The organism is Streptomyces sp. NPDC001381 (genome assembly GCF_042895685.1).
Lineage (GTDB): Bacteria > Actinomycetota > Actinomycetes > Streptomycetales > Streptomycetaceae > Streptomyces.
Window position 1 is genome coordinate 39,256 of sequence record NZ_JBIAWO010000009.1, and the last position, 16,499, is coordinate 55,754.

Annotated in this window: 15 protein-coding genes; 8 read left to right on the forward strand and 7 right to left on the reverse strand. The window is 72.2% G+C overall.

Annotated features, from left to right (window positions below; genetic code table 11):
* The first annotated feature begins 37 nt into the window (after window positions 1-37).
* The 5 genes from argC to ACFY2L_RS30860 are packed head-to-tail and all read left to right on the forward strand — an operon-like array spanning window position 38 to window position 4,880.
* Complete coding sequence (argC, locus tag ACFY2L_RS30840) at window positions 38-1,066, forward strand: N-acetyl-gamma-glutamyl-phosphate reductase (RefSeq protein ID WP_390824022.1); 1,029 nt, start codon at window positions 38-40, stop codon at window positions 1,064-1,066.
* Complete coding sequence (argJ, locus tag ACFY2L_RS30845) at window positions 1,063-2,214, forward strand: bifunctional glutamate N-acetyltransferase/amino-acid acetyltransferase ArgJ (protein WP_390660838.1); 1,152 nt, start codon at window positions 1,063-1,065, stop codon at window positions 2,212-2,214. Before argC ends, argJ begins: the two co-directional genes overlap by 4 nt.
* On the forward strand, window positions 2,211-3,125 hold the full coding sequence (argB, locus tag ACFY2L_RS30850) for an acetylglutamate kinase (protein WP_390660839.1): 915 nt from the start codon (window positions 2,211-2,213) through the stop codon (window positions 3,123-3,125). Before argJ ends, argB begins: the two co-directional genes overlap by 4 nt.
* Complete coding sequence (locus ACFY2L_RS30855; protein ID WP_390824023.1) at window positions 3,122-4,327, forward strand: acetylornithine transaminase; 1,206 nt, start codon at window positions 3,122-3,124, stop codon at window positions 4,325-4,327. Before argB ends, ACFY2L_RS30855 begins: the two co-directional genes overlap by 4 nt.
* 7 nt (window positions 4,328-4,334) lie before the next feature.
* On the forward strand, window positions 4,335-4,880 hold the full coding sequence (locus ACFY2L_RS30860; protein ID WP_390660841.1) for an arginine repressor: 546 nt from the start codon (window positions 4,335-4,337) through the stop codon (window positions 4,878-4,880).
* A gap of 643 nt (window positions 4,881-5,523) precedes the next feature.
* Here ACFY2L_RS30860 and ACFY2L_RS30865 read toward each other — a convergent pair.
* From ACFY2L_RS30865 to ACFY2L_RS30885, 5 genes are all read right to left on the reverse strand, one after another.
* Entirely contained in the window at window positions 5,524-6,264 is a 741-nt protein-coding gene (locus ACFY2L_RS30865; RefSeq protein ID WP_390824089.1) for an FAD:protein FMN transferase, read from the reverse strand.
* Window positions 6,265-6,319: 55 nt separating this feature from the next.
* Window positions 6,320-7,423: an FMN-binding protein gene (locus tag ACFY2L_RS30870; protein ID WP_390824024.1), complete on the reverse strand. Its 1,104-nt coding sequence runs from the start codon at window positions 7,421-7,423 to the stop codon at window positions 6,320-6,322.
* Window positions 7,424-7,481: 58 nt separating this feature from the next.
* A complete protein-coding gene (locus tag ACFY2L_RS30875; protein ID WP_390660843.1) occupies window positions 7,482-8,864 on the reverse strand; it encodes a ferric reductase-like transmembrane domain-containing protein in 1,383 nt (460 codons plus the stop codon).
* 61 nt (window positions 8,865-8,925) lie between these two features.
* The gene (locus tag ACFY2L_RS30880; protein ID WP_390660844.1) at window positions 8,926-9,381 is read right to left on the reverse strand and encodes an FMN-binding protein; all 456 of its coding nucleotides are present in this window, start codon (window positions 9,379-9,381) and stop codon (window positions 8,926-8,928) included.
* 10 nt (window positions 9,382-9,391) lie between these two features.
* Window positions 9,392-10,744 carry a ferric reductase-like transmembrane domain-containing protein gene (locus ACFY2L_RS30885; RefSeq protein WP_390824025.1) on the reverse strand — a complete coding sequence of 451 codons (1,353 nt, stop codon included), beginning with the start codon at window positions 10,742-10,744 and terminating at the stop codon, window positions 9,392-9,394.
* Between the two features lie 158 nt (window positions 10,745-10,902).
* On the opposite strand from ACFY2L_RS30885, the gene ACFY2L_RS30890 reads away from it, so the two are divergent.
* Both ACFY2L_RS30890 and ACFY2L_RS30895 read left to right on the forward strand, forming a co-directional pair.
* Window positions 10,903-11,643 (forward strand): response regulator transcription factor, encoded by a 741-nt coding sequence (locus ACFY2L_RS30890; protein WP_390660846.1) that lies wholly within the window; start codon window positions 10,903-10,905, stop codon window positions 11,641-11,643.
* Window positions 11,640-13,130, forward strand: coding sequence for a sensor histidine kinase (locus tag ACFY2L_RS30895; protein WP_390824026.1), 1,491 nt, complete (start codon window positions 11,640-11,642; stop codon window positions 13,128-13,130). The genes ACFY2L_RS30890 and ACFY2L_RS30895 overlap by 4 nt, the downstream gene beginning before the upstream one ends.
* Before the next feature lie 36 nt (window positions 13,131-13,166).
* Here the strand turns inward: ACFY2L_RS30895 and ACFY2L_RS30900 are convergent, their stop codons facing one another.
* Together ACFY2L_RS30900 and ACFY2L_RS30905 are read right to left on the reverse strand one after the other, a co-directional pair.
* Window positions 13,167-13,751: a pyridoxamine 5'-phosphate oxidase family protein gene (locus ACFY2L_RS30900; protein ID WP_390824027.1), complete on the reverse strand. Its 585-nt coding sequence runs from the start codon at window positions 13,749-13,751 to the stop codon at window positions 13,167-13,169.
* A gap of 139 nt (window positions 13,752-13,890) precedes the next feature.
* Complete coding sequence (locus ACFY2L_RS30905) at window positions 13,891-14,757, reverse strand: hypothetical protein (protein WP_390824028.1); 867 nt, start codon at window positions 14,755-14,757, stop codon at window positions 13,891-13,893.
* 199 nt (window positions 14,758-14,956) lie between these two features.
* On the opposite strand from ACFY2L_RS30905, the gene argH reads away from it, so the two are divergent.
* Complete coding sequence (gene argH / locus ACFY2L_RS30910) at window positions 14,957-16,387, forward strand: argininosuccinate lyase (protein WP_390660850.1); 1,431 nt, start codon at window positions 14,957-14,959, stop codon at window positions 16,385-16,387.
* The last annotated feature ends 112 nt before the right edge of the window (window positions 16,388-16,499 follow it).

The window sequence follows — 16,499 nt, forward strand, 5'->3', positions numbered from 1 at the left end:
GCGAAACGTATAGTCATGCCGTCTAGAGGAGGAGTCCATGGCGGTACGTGCGGCAGTGGCCGGAGCGAGCGGGTACGCGGGCGGCGAGTTGCTGCGCCTGCTCCTCGCGCACCCCGAGGTCGAGATCGGCGCCCTGACCGGCAATTCCAACGCGGGTCAGAAGCTGGGCGCGCTCCAGCCGCACCTGCTGCCGCTGGCCGACCGCGTCCTCGACCACACCACCGCCGAGGTCCTGTCGGGACACGACATCGTCTTCCTGGCCCTCCCGCACGGACAGTCCGCCGCCGTCGCCGAGCAGCTCGGCCCGGATGTCCTCGTCGTCGACATGGGCGCCGACTTCCGCTTGAAGGACGCGGCCGACTGGGAGCGGTTCTACGGCTCCGCGCACGCCGGGACCTGGCCCTACGGCCTCCCCGAACTGCCGGGCGGCCGCGCCGCGCTGGAGGGGTCCAAGCGCATCGCGGTCCCCGGCTGCTACCCCACGGCCGCCTCACTGGCGCTGTTCCCCGCGTACGCCGCCGGGCTCGCCGAGAACGAGGCCGTGATCGTCGCCGCCTCCGGCACCTCCGGCGCGGGCAAGGCGCCCAAGGCGCACCTGCTGGGCTCCGAGGTCATGGGCTCGATGTCGCCGTACGGCGTCGGCGGCGGCCACCGGCACACGCCCGAGATGATCCAGAACCTCAGCGCCGCGGCGGGGGAGCGGGTCTCCGTCTCCTTCACGCCCACCCTCGCGCCGATGTCCCGCGGGATCCTCGCCACGTGCAGCGCGAAGGCCCGGGCGGGCGTCACCGCCGAGTCCGTCCGCGCCGCCTACGAGAAGGCCCTCGCCGACGAGCCCTTCGTCCACCTCCTCCCCGAGGGCCAGTGGCCCGCAACGGCGTCCGTGTACGGTTCCAACGCCGTTCAGGTGCAGGTCGCGTACGACGCGGCCGCGGGCCGGATCATCGCGATCAGCGCCATCGACAACCTGGCCAAGGGCACCGCGGGCGGTGCCGTCCAGAGCATGAACATCGCCCTCGGTTTCCCCGAGGGGCTGGGACTTTCCACGATCGGAGTCGCACCGTGAGTGTCACGGCAGCCAAGGGATTCACGGCGGCGGGCATCGCCGCCGGGATCAAGGAGAACGGCAACCCGGACCTGGCCCTCGTGGTCAACAACGGGCCCCGTCTGTCCGCCGCGGGCGTCTTCACCTCCAACCGCGTCAAGGCCGCGCCGGTCCTGTGGTCCGAGCAGGTCCTCAAGAGCGGCGCGCTGACCGCGGTCGTCCTCAACTCCGGTGGCGCCAACGCCTGCACCGGCCCGAAGGGCTTCCAGGACACGCACGCGACCGCCGAGAAGGTCGCCGATGTGCTCGGCGTGGGCGCCGGCGACGTCGCCGTCTGCTCCACCGGCCTCATCGGGGTGCTGCTCCCGATGGACAAGCTCCTCCCCGGGGTCGAGGCCGCGGCCGCCCAGCTCTCCGAGCACGGCGGCGAGAAGGCCGCCATCGCCATCAAGACGACCGACACCGTCCACAAGACGTCCGTCGTGACCAGGGACGGCTGGACCGTCGGCGGGATGGCCAAGGGCGCGGGCATGCTCGCCCCCGGCCTGGCCACCATGCTGGTCGTCCTCACCACCGACGCCGACCTCGACAGCACGACCCTGGACAGGGCGCTGCGCGCCGCCACCAAGGTCACCTTCGACCGGGTCGACTCCGACGGCTGCATGTCCACCAACGACACGGTGCTGCTGCTCGCCTCCGGCGCCTCCGGCGTCACCCCGGAGTACGAGGAGTTCGCGGCGGCCGTACGGACCGTCTGCGACGACCTCGGCCAGCAGCTCATCCGCGACGCCGAGGGCGCCAGCAAGGACATCAAGGTCGAGGTGGTCAACGCCGCGACCGAGGAGGACGCCGTCGAGGTGGGCCGCTCCATCGCCCGCAACAACCTCCTCAAGTGCGCGATCCACGGCGAGGACCCCAACTGGGGCCGTGTCCTCTCCGCGATCGGCACCACCGGGGCCGCCTTCGAGCCCGACCGGCTCAACGTCGCCATCAACGGCGTCTGGGTGTGCAAGAACGGCGGCGTCGGCGAGGACCGCGACCAGGTCGACATGCGCTACCGCGAGGTGCACATCGTCGCCGACCTGGCCGCGGGCTCGCAGACGGCCACCATCTGGACCAACGACCTGACCGCGGACTACGTCCACGAGAACAGCGCCTACTCCTCATGAGCAACGCACCCACGCGGAAGCACACCGCGCTCCCCAAGGCCCAGATCCTCATCGAGGCCCTGCCCTGGCTGACCCGGCACAACGGCAAGACCGTCGTCATCAAGTTCGGCGGCAACGCCATGGTGAACGAGGAGCTGAAGGCGGCCTTCGCCCAGGACGTCGTCTTCCTGCGGCACGCCGGCCTCAACGTCGTCGTCGTGCACGGCGGCGGCCCGCAGATCAGCGCCGCCCTCGACCGGCACGGCATCGTCAGCGAGTTCAAGGCGGGCCTGCGCGTCACCACCGAGGACGCCATGGACGTCGTACGGATGGTGCTCGCCGGGCAGGTCCAGCGTGAGCTGGTCGGGCTCCTCAACCAGCACGGCCCGCTCGCCGTCGGCCTCACCGGCGAGGACGCGCACACCATCACCGCCACCAAGCACCAGCCCGAGATCGACGGGGAGTTGGTCGACATCGGGCGGGTGGGCGAGATCACCGCGATCGACACGGGCGCGATCGAGGCCCTGCTCGCCGACGGCCGCATCCCGGTCGTCTCCTCGATCGCCCGCTCCCAGGACGACGGACATGTCTACAACGTCAATGCTGATACGGCGGCTGCGGCACTCGCTGCGGCACTGGACGCCGAAACCCTCATGGTCCTCACGGACGTCGAGGGCCTCTACGAGGACTGGCCCCACTCCGACGAGGTGATCAGCCGGCTCACCGCTTCCCAACTGGAGAAGCTGCTGCCGGAGTTGAGCTCCGGCATGGTCCCGAAGATGGAGGGCTGTCTGCACGCCGTGCGCAACGGCGTCACCACGGCCCGGGTCATCGACGGGCGGGTCCAGCACTCGATCCTGCTGGAGATCTTCACCGACGAGGGCATCGGCACGATGGTCGTGGCCGACGAGCAGCAGGGGGATGCCGAATGACCGCGAACTCCGCCAACGAGCAGCTGACCCGGCGGTGGCAGGGCGCGCTCATGAACAACTACGGCACCCCGAGGATCCCGCTGGTGCGCGGCGAGGGCGCCCGGCTGTGGGACGCCGACGGCAAGGAGTACCTCGACTTCGTCGGCGGCATCGCGGTCAACGCCCTCGGCCACGCCCACCCGGCGGTCGTCGAGGCGGTCAGCCGGCAGATCGCCTCCCTCGGCCATGTCTCCAACCTCTTCGTCGCCGAGCCGCCCGTCGCCCTCGCCGAACGGCTCCTGCGCCACTTCGGCCGGGACGGCAAGGTCTTCTTCTGCAACTCCGGCGCCGAGGCCAACGAGGGCGCCTTCAAGATCGGCCGGCTCACCGGGCGGCCGCACATGGTCGCCACCCACGGCGGCTTCCACGGCCGGACGATGGGCGCCCTCGCGCTCACCGGCCAGCCCGGCAAGCAGGCCCCGTTCCTGCCGCTGCCCGGCGACGTCACGCACGTCCCGTACGGCGACGCGCAGGCGCTGGCCGCCGCGGTGACCGAGGACACCGCCCTGGTGATCATCGAGCCGATCCAGGGCGAGAACGGCGTGGTCGTGCCCCCGGCCGGCTATCTGAAGGCGGCTCGGGCGATCACGGCCGCCACGGGATCGCTGCTGGTGCTCGACGAGGTGCAGACCGGCATCGGGCGGACCGGGCAGTGGTTCGAGTACCAGGCCCACGAGGGCGTCCTGCCGGACGTCGTGACGCTGGCCAAGGGGCTCGGCGGCGGGCTGCCGCTCGGCGCGACCGTCGCCTTCGGGCGGGCCGCGGACCTGCTCCAGCCCGGCCAGCACGGCACGACCTTCGGCGGCAACCCGGTCGCCTGCGCGGCCGGCCTCGCCGTCCTCGACACCATCGAGAACGAGGGATTGCTGGAGAACGTCAAGCAGCAGAGCGAGAGGTTGCGCGGCGGAATCGAGGGTCTGGGCCACCCGTTGATCGATTATGTCCGGGGCGCGGGCCTGCTCCTGGGTATCGTGCTCTCCGAGCCGCTCGCGCCCCAGGTGCAGCAGGCGGCTCAGGAGGCCGGATTCCTCGTGAACGCGCCCGCCCCCGACGTCGTCCGGCTGATGCCGCCGCTGAACCTCGGTGACGACGCGGTGGAGGCGTTCCTCGGGGCGCTGCCCGGCCTCCTCGACACAGCGAACGGGGACGGATCCGGAGAATGAGACGACGATGAGCCAGGCGCAGGACCACGAGCAGCCGGGGGCCAACGGGCCCGCCGTGCCGCAGACCCGCACCGCCCGCCACCGCCGGATCGTGGACATCCTCAACCGGCAACCCGTGCGCTCGCAGAGCCAGTTGGCGAAGCTGCTCGCCGACGACGGGCTGAGCGTGACGCAGGCGACGCTGTCGCGGGACCTGGACGAGCTGAACGCGGTGAAGATCCGCAACAACGAGGGCGACCTGATCTACGCGGTGCCGAGCGAGGGGGGTTTCCGCACCCCTCGCGCGCCGCTGGGGGAGTCGGCCAAGGAGGAGCGGATGCGGCGGCTGTCGCAGGAGCTGCTGATCTCCGCGGAGGCCTCTGCCAACCTCGTGGTGCTGCGCACCCCGCCGGGGGCGGCGCAGTTCCTCGCCTCGGCGATCGACCAGGCGGAACTGCACGACATCCTCGGGACGATCGCCGGTGACGACACGCTGCTGCTGATCAGCCGCGAGCCGACGGGGGGTCAGGCCCTGGCCGACCACTTGCTGAGGCTGGCTCAGAACGGCCACTGAGGGGGTGGTCGCGGGGCCGGCCGACTGCGGGCGGTGCGTGGCTGGTCGCGCAGTTCCCCGCGCCCCTGGGGAGCCGCAGTCCCCCACGCCGCCCCGCCACCGCCCGCGAGCCGCGCCCACACGCCCGGCTACGGTCCGTGACCCGCGGGCATACGCGCCGCACCACGCGCGCTGCCCCGCCACCGTTCGCGAGGTACGGGCATACGCGCCCCGCCACCGCCGACCAGCCGCGGGCATGCGTGCCGCGTCACGCGCGCCGCCCCGCCACCGCTCGCGCCCCGCAACGGTTCGTGAGCCGCGGGCACACGCGCCCGGCCACCGCTCGCGACCTGCGGGCATACGTCCCCGCACCGCTCGCGACCTGCGGGCATGCGCCCCGCCACGGTTCGTGAGCCGCGGGCACACGCGCCCGGCCACCGTTCGCGACCTGCGGGCATACGTCCCCGCACCGCTCGCGACCTGCGGGCATGCGCCCCGCTACGGTTCGTGAGCTGCGGGCATACGCGCCCGGCCATCGGTCGTGAGCCGCGGGCATACGTCCCCCGCCACCGTTCGCGACCTGCGGGCATGCGTGCCGCCTGGGGCGGCACGGGTGGGCGCAGGCGGCGCCCCGTCGGCGCCGGGCCGCGCGACCCACCCCCGGTCAGCCCAGACGCCGGGCCAGTCCCCCCGTGCACCGCACCTCGTCGCCCGCCGTGATCAGCAGCGCCTCCACGTCCGGCAGCGCCTCCAGCCACGCCAGCGCCTCCCGCGACCCCATCGCGAAGGCGGCCGTGGCCCAGCAGTCCGCCCACGTCAGCCGGGGCGCCACCACCGTCACGGCGACGAGGTCGGTCACCGCGGACCGGCCCGTGCGCGGGTCGACGATGTGCGCGCCCCGCTCCGCCGTACCGGACGTCGCCACCGCCAGCTCGTCCGCCCCCGCCGCCGACACCACCGCCGCAAGCCCGCCGGGGCGCAGCGGGTCGGACACCCCCACCCGCCACGGCCGCTCCGGCCCGGGAACGCCCAGCAACTGCACGTCCCCGCCGCCGTTGACGCTGACGCCGTTCACCCCGGCCACCGCGGCGACCAGCCGAGCCGCCCGCTCGGCGGCCCAGCCCTTGACGATCCCGGTCGGGTCGAGCCGGCCCTCGTAGCGCATGCTGAACCAGCCGTCGCTCACCCGCTCCGCCTCGGCGCCCAGCTCCAGCACCTCGGCCACCTCGGGGTCGCAGTCCGCGAGGGCCAGCTCACCGCGGGCCAGCCGGGAGACCTGGCTCTCCTCGCGGTAGGTGCTGAACACCTCGTTCACCCGGTGCAGCGAGGCCACCGCCTCGTCGAGCGCCGAGCGCACCGCGCCGGGATCCCCGCCGCGGACGTCGAAGGAGAAGACGGTCCCCATGACCTCCTCCGCCAGACGTACCGCGGCGGGAGCTGCTGCCGACTCGGCCACCGTGTCAGTCACCGGCCTGGTCCAGCGCGGACTGCAGGGACTTCTTGTAGCCCTCGCTGGTGTAGGTGGCTCCGGAGACGGTGTCGATGTCGGCGCTGCCGGCGGCCACCGCCGCCTGGTTGAGCTTGGGGACGGAGAGTTCGGTCTTCTGCGAGCTGGTTCCGCCGGACGGCGCCTGGACGGCCTCCGCCTTGGTGATCTTGCCGCCGGCGACGGTGATACGGACCTGCACCGGCCCGTACTGCGTCTGCGCCACGCTGCCGGTGAAGGTGCCGGAGGCCTGGGCGGCGCCCGAGGAGGCCCCCGAGCCGGACCCGGCGTCGGACCCGGCGCCGGACGACGACCCGGCCTTCTCCTTCGCCTGGTCCAGCGCGGACTGCAGGGACTTCTTGTAGCCCTCGCTGGTGTAGGTGGCTCCGGAGACGGTGTCGATGTCGGCGCTGCCGGCGGCCACCGCCGCCTGGTTGAGCTTGGGGACGGAGAGTTCGGTCTTCTGCGAGCTGGTTCCGCCGGACGGCGCCTGGACGGCCTCCGCCTTGGTGATCTTGCCGCCGGCGACGGTGATACGGACCTGGACGTTGCCGTACTGCGTCTTGACCGCGTCACCGGTGAAGGTGCCGGAGACCTGCGCGCTGCCCGAGCCGGACCCCTGGGAGGACCCCGCGCTCGCGTTCGCCTTGTCGATGGCCGACTGCAGGGACTTCTTGTAGCCCTCGCTCGTGTAGGTCGCCCCGGAGACGGTGTCGATCTCCGAGGTCTGCTGGGCGAGCACCGCGGCGTTCAGCTTGGGGATGGCCAGCTCGGTCTTCTGGGTGCTGGTTCCGCCGGACGGCGCCTGGACGGCCTCCGCCTTGGTGATCTTGTTGTTGACGACGGTGATGCGCACCTGGACGTTGCCGTACTGCGTCTTGACCGCGTCACCGGTCATGGTGCCGGAGACGACCGCGCCGGATCCGCCCTGCGCCGCTTCCTGCGCCGCCGCGCCCGCGCCCGCCGCCTGGGTGGACGTCGGGTCGGTCGACGGCTTCAGCGACAGCAGCAGCACGATCCCGGACACGGTGGCGGCACTGGCCAGCACGACCCGCCGAAGAGGGTGGCTCTTCCTCATCTCTTCCTGAGCTCCTGATTCACGTCGAATGCCGAGGGTCCTGCGGAGGGTTGGTCGCTCACATCTCGAACGACTCGTGATGAATACGGCGGGCCGGGACCCCGGCGCCGCGCAGTGCCTCGTACACCCCCTGGGCGAAGCCGTTGGGCCCGCACATGAAGACGTCGTGGTCGTCGATGTCGGGGATCTTGCGCTGCAGGGACTCCGCCGAGATGTCGGGCCGCGCCCCGTCGGGGCTGTTGACCGCGTACATCAGCCGGGCCCCGCGCTCGTCGGCGATCTTCGCCAGTTCGTCCCACAGCGCCAGGTCCTGGGTGCTGTTGGCCCGGTAGAGGAGCGTGATGTCACCGGGCGCGCCCGGCAGCGTCTCGAACAGCGTCCGCATCGGCGTGATGCCCACACCGCCGGCCACCAGCAGCACCTTGCCGCGGCTGCGGCGGGACGCGGTCATCGCACCGTAGGGGCCCTCGGCCCACACCTTCGTGCCGGGCCGCAGCTCGCGCAGCGCCGCGCTGTGGTCACCGATCGCCTTGACCGTGATCCGCAGCAGCTCGGGGCGAGGGTTCGCCGAGAGCGAGTACGGGTGGGAGCTGAACCGCATCCCCGGGGCCAGGAACCGCCACCGGAAGAACTGCCCGGCCTCCGCGCCGATCCGGTGCAGCTTGCGCCCGCCGATCAGCACCGACACGATGCCGGGCGTCTCCTCGATGACCGCCTCGACGTACATCCGGTGACGGAGGTTCAGCCGGATCGGGGTGAGGATCCGGTACCAGACGACCAGCGCGGTGACCGAGCCGTACAGCCCGTACCAGACGGTCTTGGCGGCGGGCTCGATCGCGAAGTCGTTGCCGGTGGTGATCTGGTGCCAGAAGGTCAGGAACACCGCGGCGTACGTCATCAGGTGGATGTGGTACCAGGTGTCGTACGGCATCCGCTTGCGCACCCCGCCGATCGACACCAGCCCGATGATCAGCAGCAGACCGGTGCCGATCGCCGCCTTGCCCATGTCGGGCAGCTGGTTGATGGAGTCGATCGTCTGCTGGACGATGTCGCCGAGCGACTTGCCGGCCTGCAGCGCGTACCCCCACATGATGAGGAACACGTGCGCGAAGGTCAGGCTGAGGGTGTAGCGGCCGCTCATCGCGTGCCAGCGTGCCACCCGGTCCGAGCCCACCCGCCGCTCCAGAGCCGGCACCCGCGCCATCTGGAGCACGACGAGCGCCATCATGTAGCCGGCGAGCAGACCGGTGATCCGTCCCGCGTTGAGGATCTTGCTGTTGTTGTCCGCGATGTTCGGCGTGTTGGCCCACCACAGCCACAGCACGCCCGCCGCGCCCGCCCATACGGCGAGCAGCAACGGGACGGCCGGGGATCGGCGCGGGCGGATGCGGCGCATCGTCTGGCGGCGGGCGGCACGTCCGCCTGCGATCGTGGTGGTCACGGTTCCTCCGTGGGGACTTGACCCTTGGCGCCCACAGATACGTGCCTCGACCGCTTTGTGTTCAGAGCCCCGCGGAGTCCAGCGCGGACTGGAGTGACTGCCGGTAACCGTCGCTCGTGTACGTCGCTCCCGAAACGGTGTCGATCTCCGCGCTCTGCGCGGCCAGCGCCTCGCTCCGCAGCCGGGGGATGGCGTACGCGTTGATCTGCTGGTCGCGCGGGTTCTCCTGGGGGTACGTCACCGCGGTGACGTCCGTGATCTTGCCGTCGACGACGGTGATCCGCACCTGGACCGGGCCCCAGCGGGTCTGCACGGACTCACCGGTGACGGTCTTGCTGCCCTTGACCGTGCCCGAGCCGGACGTGCTCGAACTGCTGGACGGCGCCGGTGCCGTGACCGACACCGACTCGGGCGCCGTGTGCGGTTTCAGCGTCAGCAGCATCACCACACCGGACACGGTGGCGGCACTGGCCAGCATGATCCTGCGGAAGGGCCGGTTCTTCTTCAGCGCGTGCACGGGGATGACCTCACAGCTCGAACGACTCGTGGTGGATACGCCGGTCCGGGACCCCGGCCGCGTGCAGCGCCTCGTACACGCCGCGGGCGAAGCCGTGCGGACCGCAGATGTAGACGTCGTGGCCGGCCAGGTCAGGCACCGCCGCGCGCAGCGACGCGGCGCTCAGGTCGGGCCGCTGCCCCTGGGGCCCGTTGAGCGCGTACAGCACCCGCGCGCCCCGCCACTGCGCGATCGCCTCCAGCTCCGCGCCGAGCGCGAGATCCTCGGCCGAGTGCGCCCGGTACAGCAGGGTCACCTCGCCGGGCAGCGTCTCGAACAGCGCCCGCAGCGGCGTGATGCCGACACCCGCCCCGATCAGCAGCGACTTGGGCGCGGTGCGCCGGTCCGCGGTCATCGCGCCGTACGGCCCCTCCGCCCACACGCGCGTGCCGGGCCGCAGCAGGGCGACGCGCGCACTGTGCTCACCGAGCGCCTTGACGGTGATCCGCATCAGGTCCGGGCGGGGCGGCGCCGACAGCGAGTACGGCGTCGAGGTCCGGGACAGACCCGCCCCGAGGAACCGCCAGCGGAAGAACTGCCCGGCCCGCGCCCCGAGTTCGTCCAGCCGCCGGCCGCGTACGACGACGGAGTACACCCCCGGCGCCTCCCGTTGCACGGACTCCACCCGCAGCCGGTGCCTCAGGTTCAGCCGTACGGGAACCAGGACCCGGAACCAGAGCACCAGCCCCGCGACCCCGAGGTACAGGGCGTACCAGGCGGCCGTGGCCACCGGATGACCGTTGAAGTCGTCGCCCAGGGCCAGCTGGTGGCCGAAGGCGAGGAACACGGCGGCGTAGGTGAGGAGGTGGACGTAGTACCAGAACTCGTAGCCGGTACGGCGGCGCACGGCCCGCGCGGAGGTGACGCCGACCGCGAGGAGGATCACCGTGCCGGCGGTGGCCTTCAGCATCTCGGGGTAGTCGAGGACCACGGACAGGGTCTCGTCGACGAGCGACCGGCGGTCCTGGGCGGCGTACCCGGCGAGGATCAGCACGACGTGCGCGAGCAGCAGACAGATCGTGTAGCGGCCGGCCATCGCGTGCCAGCGGGCCACCCGGTCGGATCCGATCCCCCGTTCGAAAACCGGCACGCGCGCCATCAGGCCGACGAGCACCGCGCAGGCGTAACCGCTCAGCAGCCCGGCGATCCGCCCGGCCCCGGTCAGCCAGCCCGCCGCACCGACCACGGACCCCGTGTCGGACCACCACAGGGCGAGCACGGCCGCGGCCCCCGCCCAGAGCACGGCGAGCACGGGGCCCGCGGGGGAGCGCCGGCGAGCCGGCACCAGGGCGGGCGCGGTCCGTCGCTCGTACAGGGTGGTCATGTCGCGGGTCCTTCCGAAGCGGTGCCGGGACGACGCCACTGTGCGCGGAGAACCTCTGAGATCGCTCTGAGCGGCCGCCCCGCACGGCGGACTCAGAGGAAACTCAGAGCGTGCGCAGACCCCGGTCGGGCCGGCCAGGGGCGATCCTGGATACAGCCATGAACACCACCCGCTCCGGGCGCCCCGCCCTCACCCGCCCCGATGGCACCCCGCTGCGCGTCCTGGTCGTCGACGACGACCCCGACCTCGCGGAGGTGCTCTCGGGCGCGCTGCGCTACGAGGGCTGGCAGATCCGCACCGCCGGCGACGGCGCGTCCGCGGTGGCGGCGGCCCGGGAGCTGATGCCGGACGCGGTCGTGCTGGACGTGATGCTCCCCGACACCGACGGCTTCGCCGTCCTGCGCTCCCTGCACACGGTGAAACCGGACGTCTGCGTGCTCTTCCTCACCGCGCGGGACGCGGTGGAGGACCGGATCGCCGGCATCACGGCGGGCGGCGACGACTACGTCACCAAGCCCTTCAGCCTGGAGGAGGTCGTCGCCCGGCTGCGCGGACTGCTGCGCCGCGCGGGCATGGCCCGCCAGCAGGAGGAGGGCCCGCGGATGGTCGTCGGCGACCTGGTGATGGACGAGGAGGCCCGCGAGGTGACCCGTGCGGGCGAGCTGATCGAACTCTCCCCGACCGAGTTCGAACTCCTCCGCTTCCTCATGCGCAACCCGCGCAGGGTGCTGAGCAAGACACAGATCCTCGACCGGGTGTGGTCGTACGACTTCGGCGGCCGCGCCCATGTCGTCGAGCTGTACATCTCCTACCTGCGCAAGAAGGTGGACGCGGGCCGGGAGCCGATGATCCACACCGTGCGCGGGGCCGGGTACGTGCTGAAGCCGGCGGTCTCATGAGGATCCCGCTGCCCCGCGTCCCGCTGCCGCGCACCCTGTGGCCCCGCACCCTGCGGGCCCGTCTGACCGCCGGCCTGCTGGTGCTGCTCGCGGTCAGCTGCGCGGCGGTGGGCGTGGCCGCGGTGGTGGGGCTGAACGGCTTCCTCACCAGCCGCCTCGACGAGCAGCTGAGCGAGGTCGGCGTCCGCTTCCCGGCCAGCCTGGAGCACGGCGGCCTGCCGCCGGACGACCACGACGGGGACGAGCGCGGCGACACCCGGCGGCAGGCGGTGGGCACCTTCGGCGCGCGGCTGGTGAACGGCACCGTGACCAACGCCGCCGTGGTCCCCTCGGCGGGCGCCGAGACGACGGACCTGACGGTCGACCTGAGCGAGGCCGACCAGCACGCGCTCGCCGCGCTGCCGGCCGACGGCCGGGCCCACACCGTGCACCTCTCCGCCCTGGACGAGTACCGGGTCCGGGCGACCGCGGGACTGGACGGAGACGTACTGGTCACCGGTCTGCCGCTGGAGCCGGTGGAGGCGACGGTCCACCGCCTCGAACTCGTCGCCGCGATCGTCTTCGGCGTGGCCCTGGCGGTCGCGGGCGTGCTCGGAGCCCTCTGGGTGCGCTGGTCCCTGCGCCCGCTGAGCCGGGTGGCGGCGACGGCCACGCGGGTGAGCGAACTGCCCTTGGCGAGCGGGGAGGTGGCCCTGCCGCCACGGGCCCCCGCGGCGGACCCGCACAGCGAGGTGGGCCGGATGGCGGGGGCCTTCGACCGTATGCTGGGCCACGTCGAGGACGCCCTCACCAAACGGCACGCCAGCGAGGAACGCCTGCGCAGCTTCGCCGCCGACGCCAGCCACGAACTGCGCACCCCGGTCGCCTCGGTGCGCGGCCACGCCGAGCTGGCCCTGCTCCACCCGGGCCCGGTCCCCCCGGAGGTGACCCGGGCCCTGGAACGCATCGCGGCGGAGTCCTCCCGGATGGGCGAGATGGTCGACGAACTGCTGCTGCTGGCCCGCCTGGACGCCGGCCGCCCCCTGGAGAGACGCCCCGTGGACCTCACCCACCTGGTCCTCGACGCGGTGACCGACGCCAGGGCCGCGGGCCCGGACCACCGCTGGACCCTCGACCTCCCGGAGGAACCGGTCACCGTCACCGGCGACGAACACCGCCTCCACCAGGTGCTCGCCAACCTCCTGGCCAACGCCCGTCAGCACACACCCGCGGGCACGCAGGTCACGGTGACCCTGGAGACGGACGGTGACACGGCCGTGCTCAGGGTCCACGACGACGGCCCCGGTGTCCCCGCCGACATCCAGCCCGGCGTCTTCGAACGCTTCACCCGGGCCGACCGCCGCCGCTCCACGGATCCCGGCGGCGCCGGAGCGGGCCTGGGCCTGTCGATCGTGGCGGCGGTGGTGGAGGCACACGGCGGAAGCGTCGGTCTGCGGAGCCGCCCGGCCTCGACGACGTTCACGGTCGAACTGCCGGCGAGGACCTGACACGGCGGGTGCGGGATCGTAGCGGCGGGCGCCCGTTCAGGGGGTCGGCGGGAGAGGGAGCGGAAGCCCCGGGAGGCCGTCGATGCTCGTGGCGATGTGCTCCTTCTTCCCGAAGTACGCGTCCAGGGACTCGTCGTCCTCCCGCGCGAACCGCTTCGCGTGCAGGTCCCGGTCCGCGTCGTACGACATGAAGGGGACCGCGTATCCGCAGGTGTCCCGCACGAGGTCGGCGTGCACGACGACGATCGCGCGCAGCCCGTGCGGAACCGGGTCTATGCCGGGGAAGCGGCTCAGGAGGTCCTTGAAGCGGGGGTCGTCCCGGAAGACCGGCTCCCCCCGACCGTGCACCCGCACGATGTTCGGCGGGCCCTGGAACGCGCACCACATCAGGGTGATCCGCCCGTTCTCCCGCAGATGCGCGACGGTCTCCGCGTTGGATCCGGCGAAGTCGAGGTAGGCCACGGTGCGTTCGTCGAGAACCGCGAACGAACCCTTCAGGCCCTTGGGGGAGAGATTGATCGTGCCGTCCGCGGCCAGCGGGGCGGTGGCGGTGAAGAAGAGGGGCTGCTCCTCGATGAACGTACGGAGCCTGCCGTCGATGCGCTCATAGGTCTTTCCCATGTCCAAGGATTATCGGGGAAAGCCGCTCACGCGTCCGAGGGAGCAGGAGATTCCCTCGCTGGGTGCGCCTGGTGTGCGGACCTGTCGCAGCGGCCGCCCCGGCCGGCGCTTCCTCGGGGCGGCCACCGCGCCTGTCACGTCACTTGTTCAACGTGCAGGCGGCCAGGGAGTCCAGGCCGGTCGGCTTGGCGGCGGTGCGGCCGATGGAGATCGCGATGCGGTCGATCGTGGAGGCGCGCTTGCCCTGCAGGGGGCCGAGGATGGCGTTCTGCACGAAGTTGGGGCCGCCCTGGCCGACGGTTTTCTGGAGGCGGGTGTTGGCCTCCTGGATCTGGGTCTGGAGCAGGGCGAGGTTGCGGTCGACCTCGGCCTTGGCGGAGGCGGGGACGGCGGGGAGCTTCGAGGCGACGTCCGGGCAGGTGATGGTGCCGGCCGCGCCGGCGTTGCCGGTGTTCCCGTTGCCCGCGTTGCCGTTGCCCGTGTTCCCGGCGTTGCCGGCGGCCTGGGTCGCCGACGCGCTCGGGGTGGCGGCCGCCGCGCCGCCGGTGTTCGCCGCGCCGCCCGCGTTGAGCGCGCAGGGCGCGAGCGCGTCCAGACCGGTCGGCTTGGCGGCGGTGCGGCCGATCGCCGTGGCGATGCGGTTGACGGTCGCCACCCGCTTGTCCTTCAGGGGGCCGAGGATGGCGTTCTGCACGAAGTTGGGGCCGCCCTGGCCGACGGTGTTCTGGAGGCGGGTGTTGGCCTCCTGGATCTGGGTCTGGAGCAGGGCGAGGTTGCGGTCGACCTCGGCCTTGGCGGAGGCGGGGACGGCGGGGAGCTTCGAGGCGACGTCCGGGCACACGATCGTGCCGGGACCGGCCGCGAGCGTCTGGGCGTTGGTCGAGCCGCTCTTGGACTCCCCCGCGAGGGCGGAGTTCACGACCACGGCGCCGGTCAGGGCCAGAGCGGCGGCGCCGCCGATGATCGCCACACGACGCTTGTTGTACTTCGGAAGAGCCCTGGACATGCGGATGCCTCACTTGGGTCAGGAGTGGGTTGACGAACGCGGCGCCGGCGTTCGGGTGTGAGTACGGGTAAGCGGTTGCCGTTGTTCAAGGTGACTTCAAAATCTCTGAAGATCTCCGCGGAACCCGTAGAATTGACGAATCATGCAGGGGGCTGCATAATCATGCATGACCTTGACTGTGGCGTGAGGAGCAACGCAAGTGAGCAGCAACAGCGGTGACGTCCGGCTCTGGGGCGGCCGTTTCGCCGACGGCCCCGCCGAGGCCCTGGCCAAGCTGTCCGCGTCCGTCCACTTCGACTGGCGGCTCGCGCCCTACGACATCGCCGGTTCGCGCGCCCACGCACGCGTGCTGCACAAGGCGGGCCTGCTCACCGAGGACGAACTCACCCGGATGATCGCCGGACTCGACCGGCTCGAGGCGGACGTCGCCGACGGCTCCTTCGTCGGCACGATCGCCGACGAGGACGTGCACACCGCCCTGGAGCGCGGGCTCCTGGAGCGCCTCGGCCCCGACCTGGGCGGCAAGCTGCGCGCGGGCCGCTCCCGCAACGACCAGGTCGCCACCCTGTTCCGGATGTACCTGCGCGACCACGCCCGGATCGTCGGCGGCCTGATCGCCGAGCTCCAGGACGCACTGATCGGCCTGGCGGAGGCGCACCCGGACGTCGCGATGCCCGGCCGCACCCACCTCCAGCACGCCCAGCCCGTGCTCTTCGCCCACCACGTCCTCGCCCATGTGCAGTCCCTGTCCCGGGACGCCGAGCGGCTGCGCCAGTGGGACGAGCGCACCGCCGTCTCGCCCTACGGCTCCGGCGCCCTGGCCGGCTCCTCCCTCGGCCTGGACCCGGAGGCGGTCGCCGCGGACCTCGGCTTCGAGCACGGCAGCGTCGGCAACTCCATCGACGGCACGGCCTCGCGCGACTTCGTCGCCGAGTTCGCCTTCATCACCGCGATGATCGGGGTCAACCTCTCCCGGATCGCCGAGGAGATCATCATCTGGAACACGAAGGAGTTCTCCTTCGTGACGCTGCACGACGCGTTCTCCACGGGCTCGTCGATCATGCCGCAGAAGAAGAACCCGGACATCGCGGAGCTGGCGCGCGGCAAGAGCGGCCGCCTCATCGGCAACCTCACCGGCCTGATGGCGACCCTCAAGGCCCTGCCCCTCGCCTACAACCGCGACCTGCAGGAGGACAAGGAGCCGGTCTTCGACTCCTGCGACCAGCTCGAGGTGCTCCTCCCGGCCTTCACCGGCATGATCGCCACGCTCACGGTCAACCGCGAGCGCATGGAGGAACTGGCCCCGGCCGGCTTCTCCCTCGCCACCGACATCGCCGAGTGGCTGGTCAAGCAGGGCGTGCCCTTCCGGGTCGCGCACGAGGTCGCGGGGGAGTGCGTCAAGGTCGCCGAGGCCGAGGGCAGGGAACTGGACGAGCTGACGGACGAACAGTTCGCGAAGATCTCCGCCCACCTCACCCCCGAGGTCCGCACCGTCCTCAACGTCCCCGGCGCCCTGGCCTCCCGTGACGGCCGCGGCGGCACCGCCCCGAGCGCGGTGGCCGTCCAGCTGGCCGAGGTGAAGGCCGACGTGGCGGCCCAGCACGCGTGGGCCGACGCCAAGAAGCGGTAGCCCGGACGTCGCGGTCGGGCCGGCGGGCGACGACATCGCCCGCCGGCCACGGGAAGCTCCCCGGACCGTGCGAGGCGAGTGACCTGGAGCGCCCCGGTCATGCGTCCGTGGC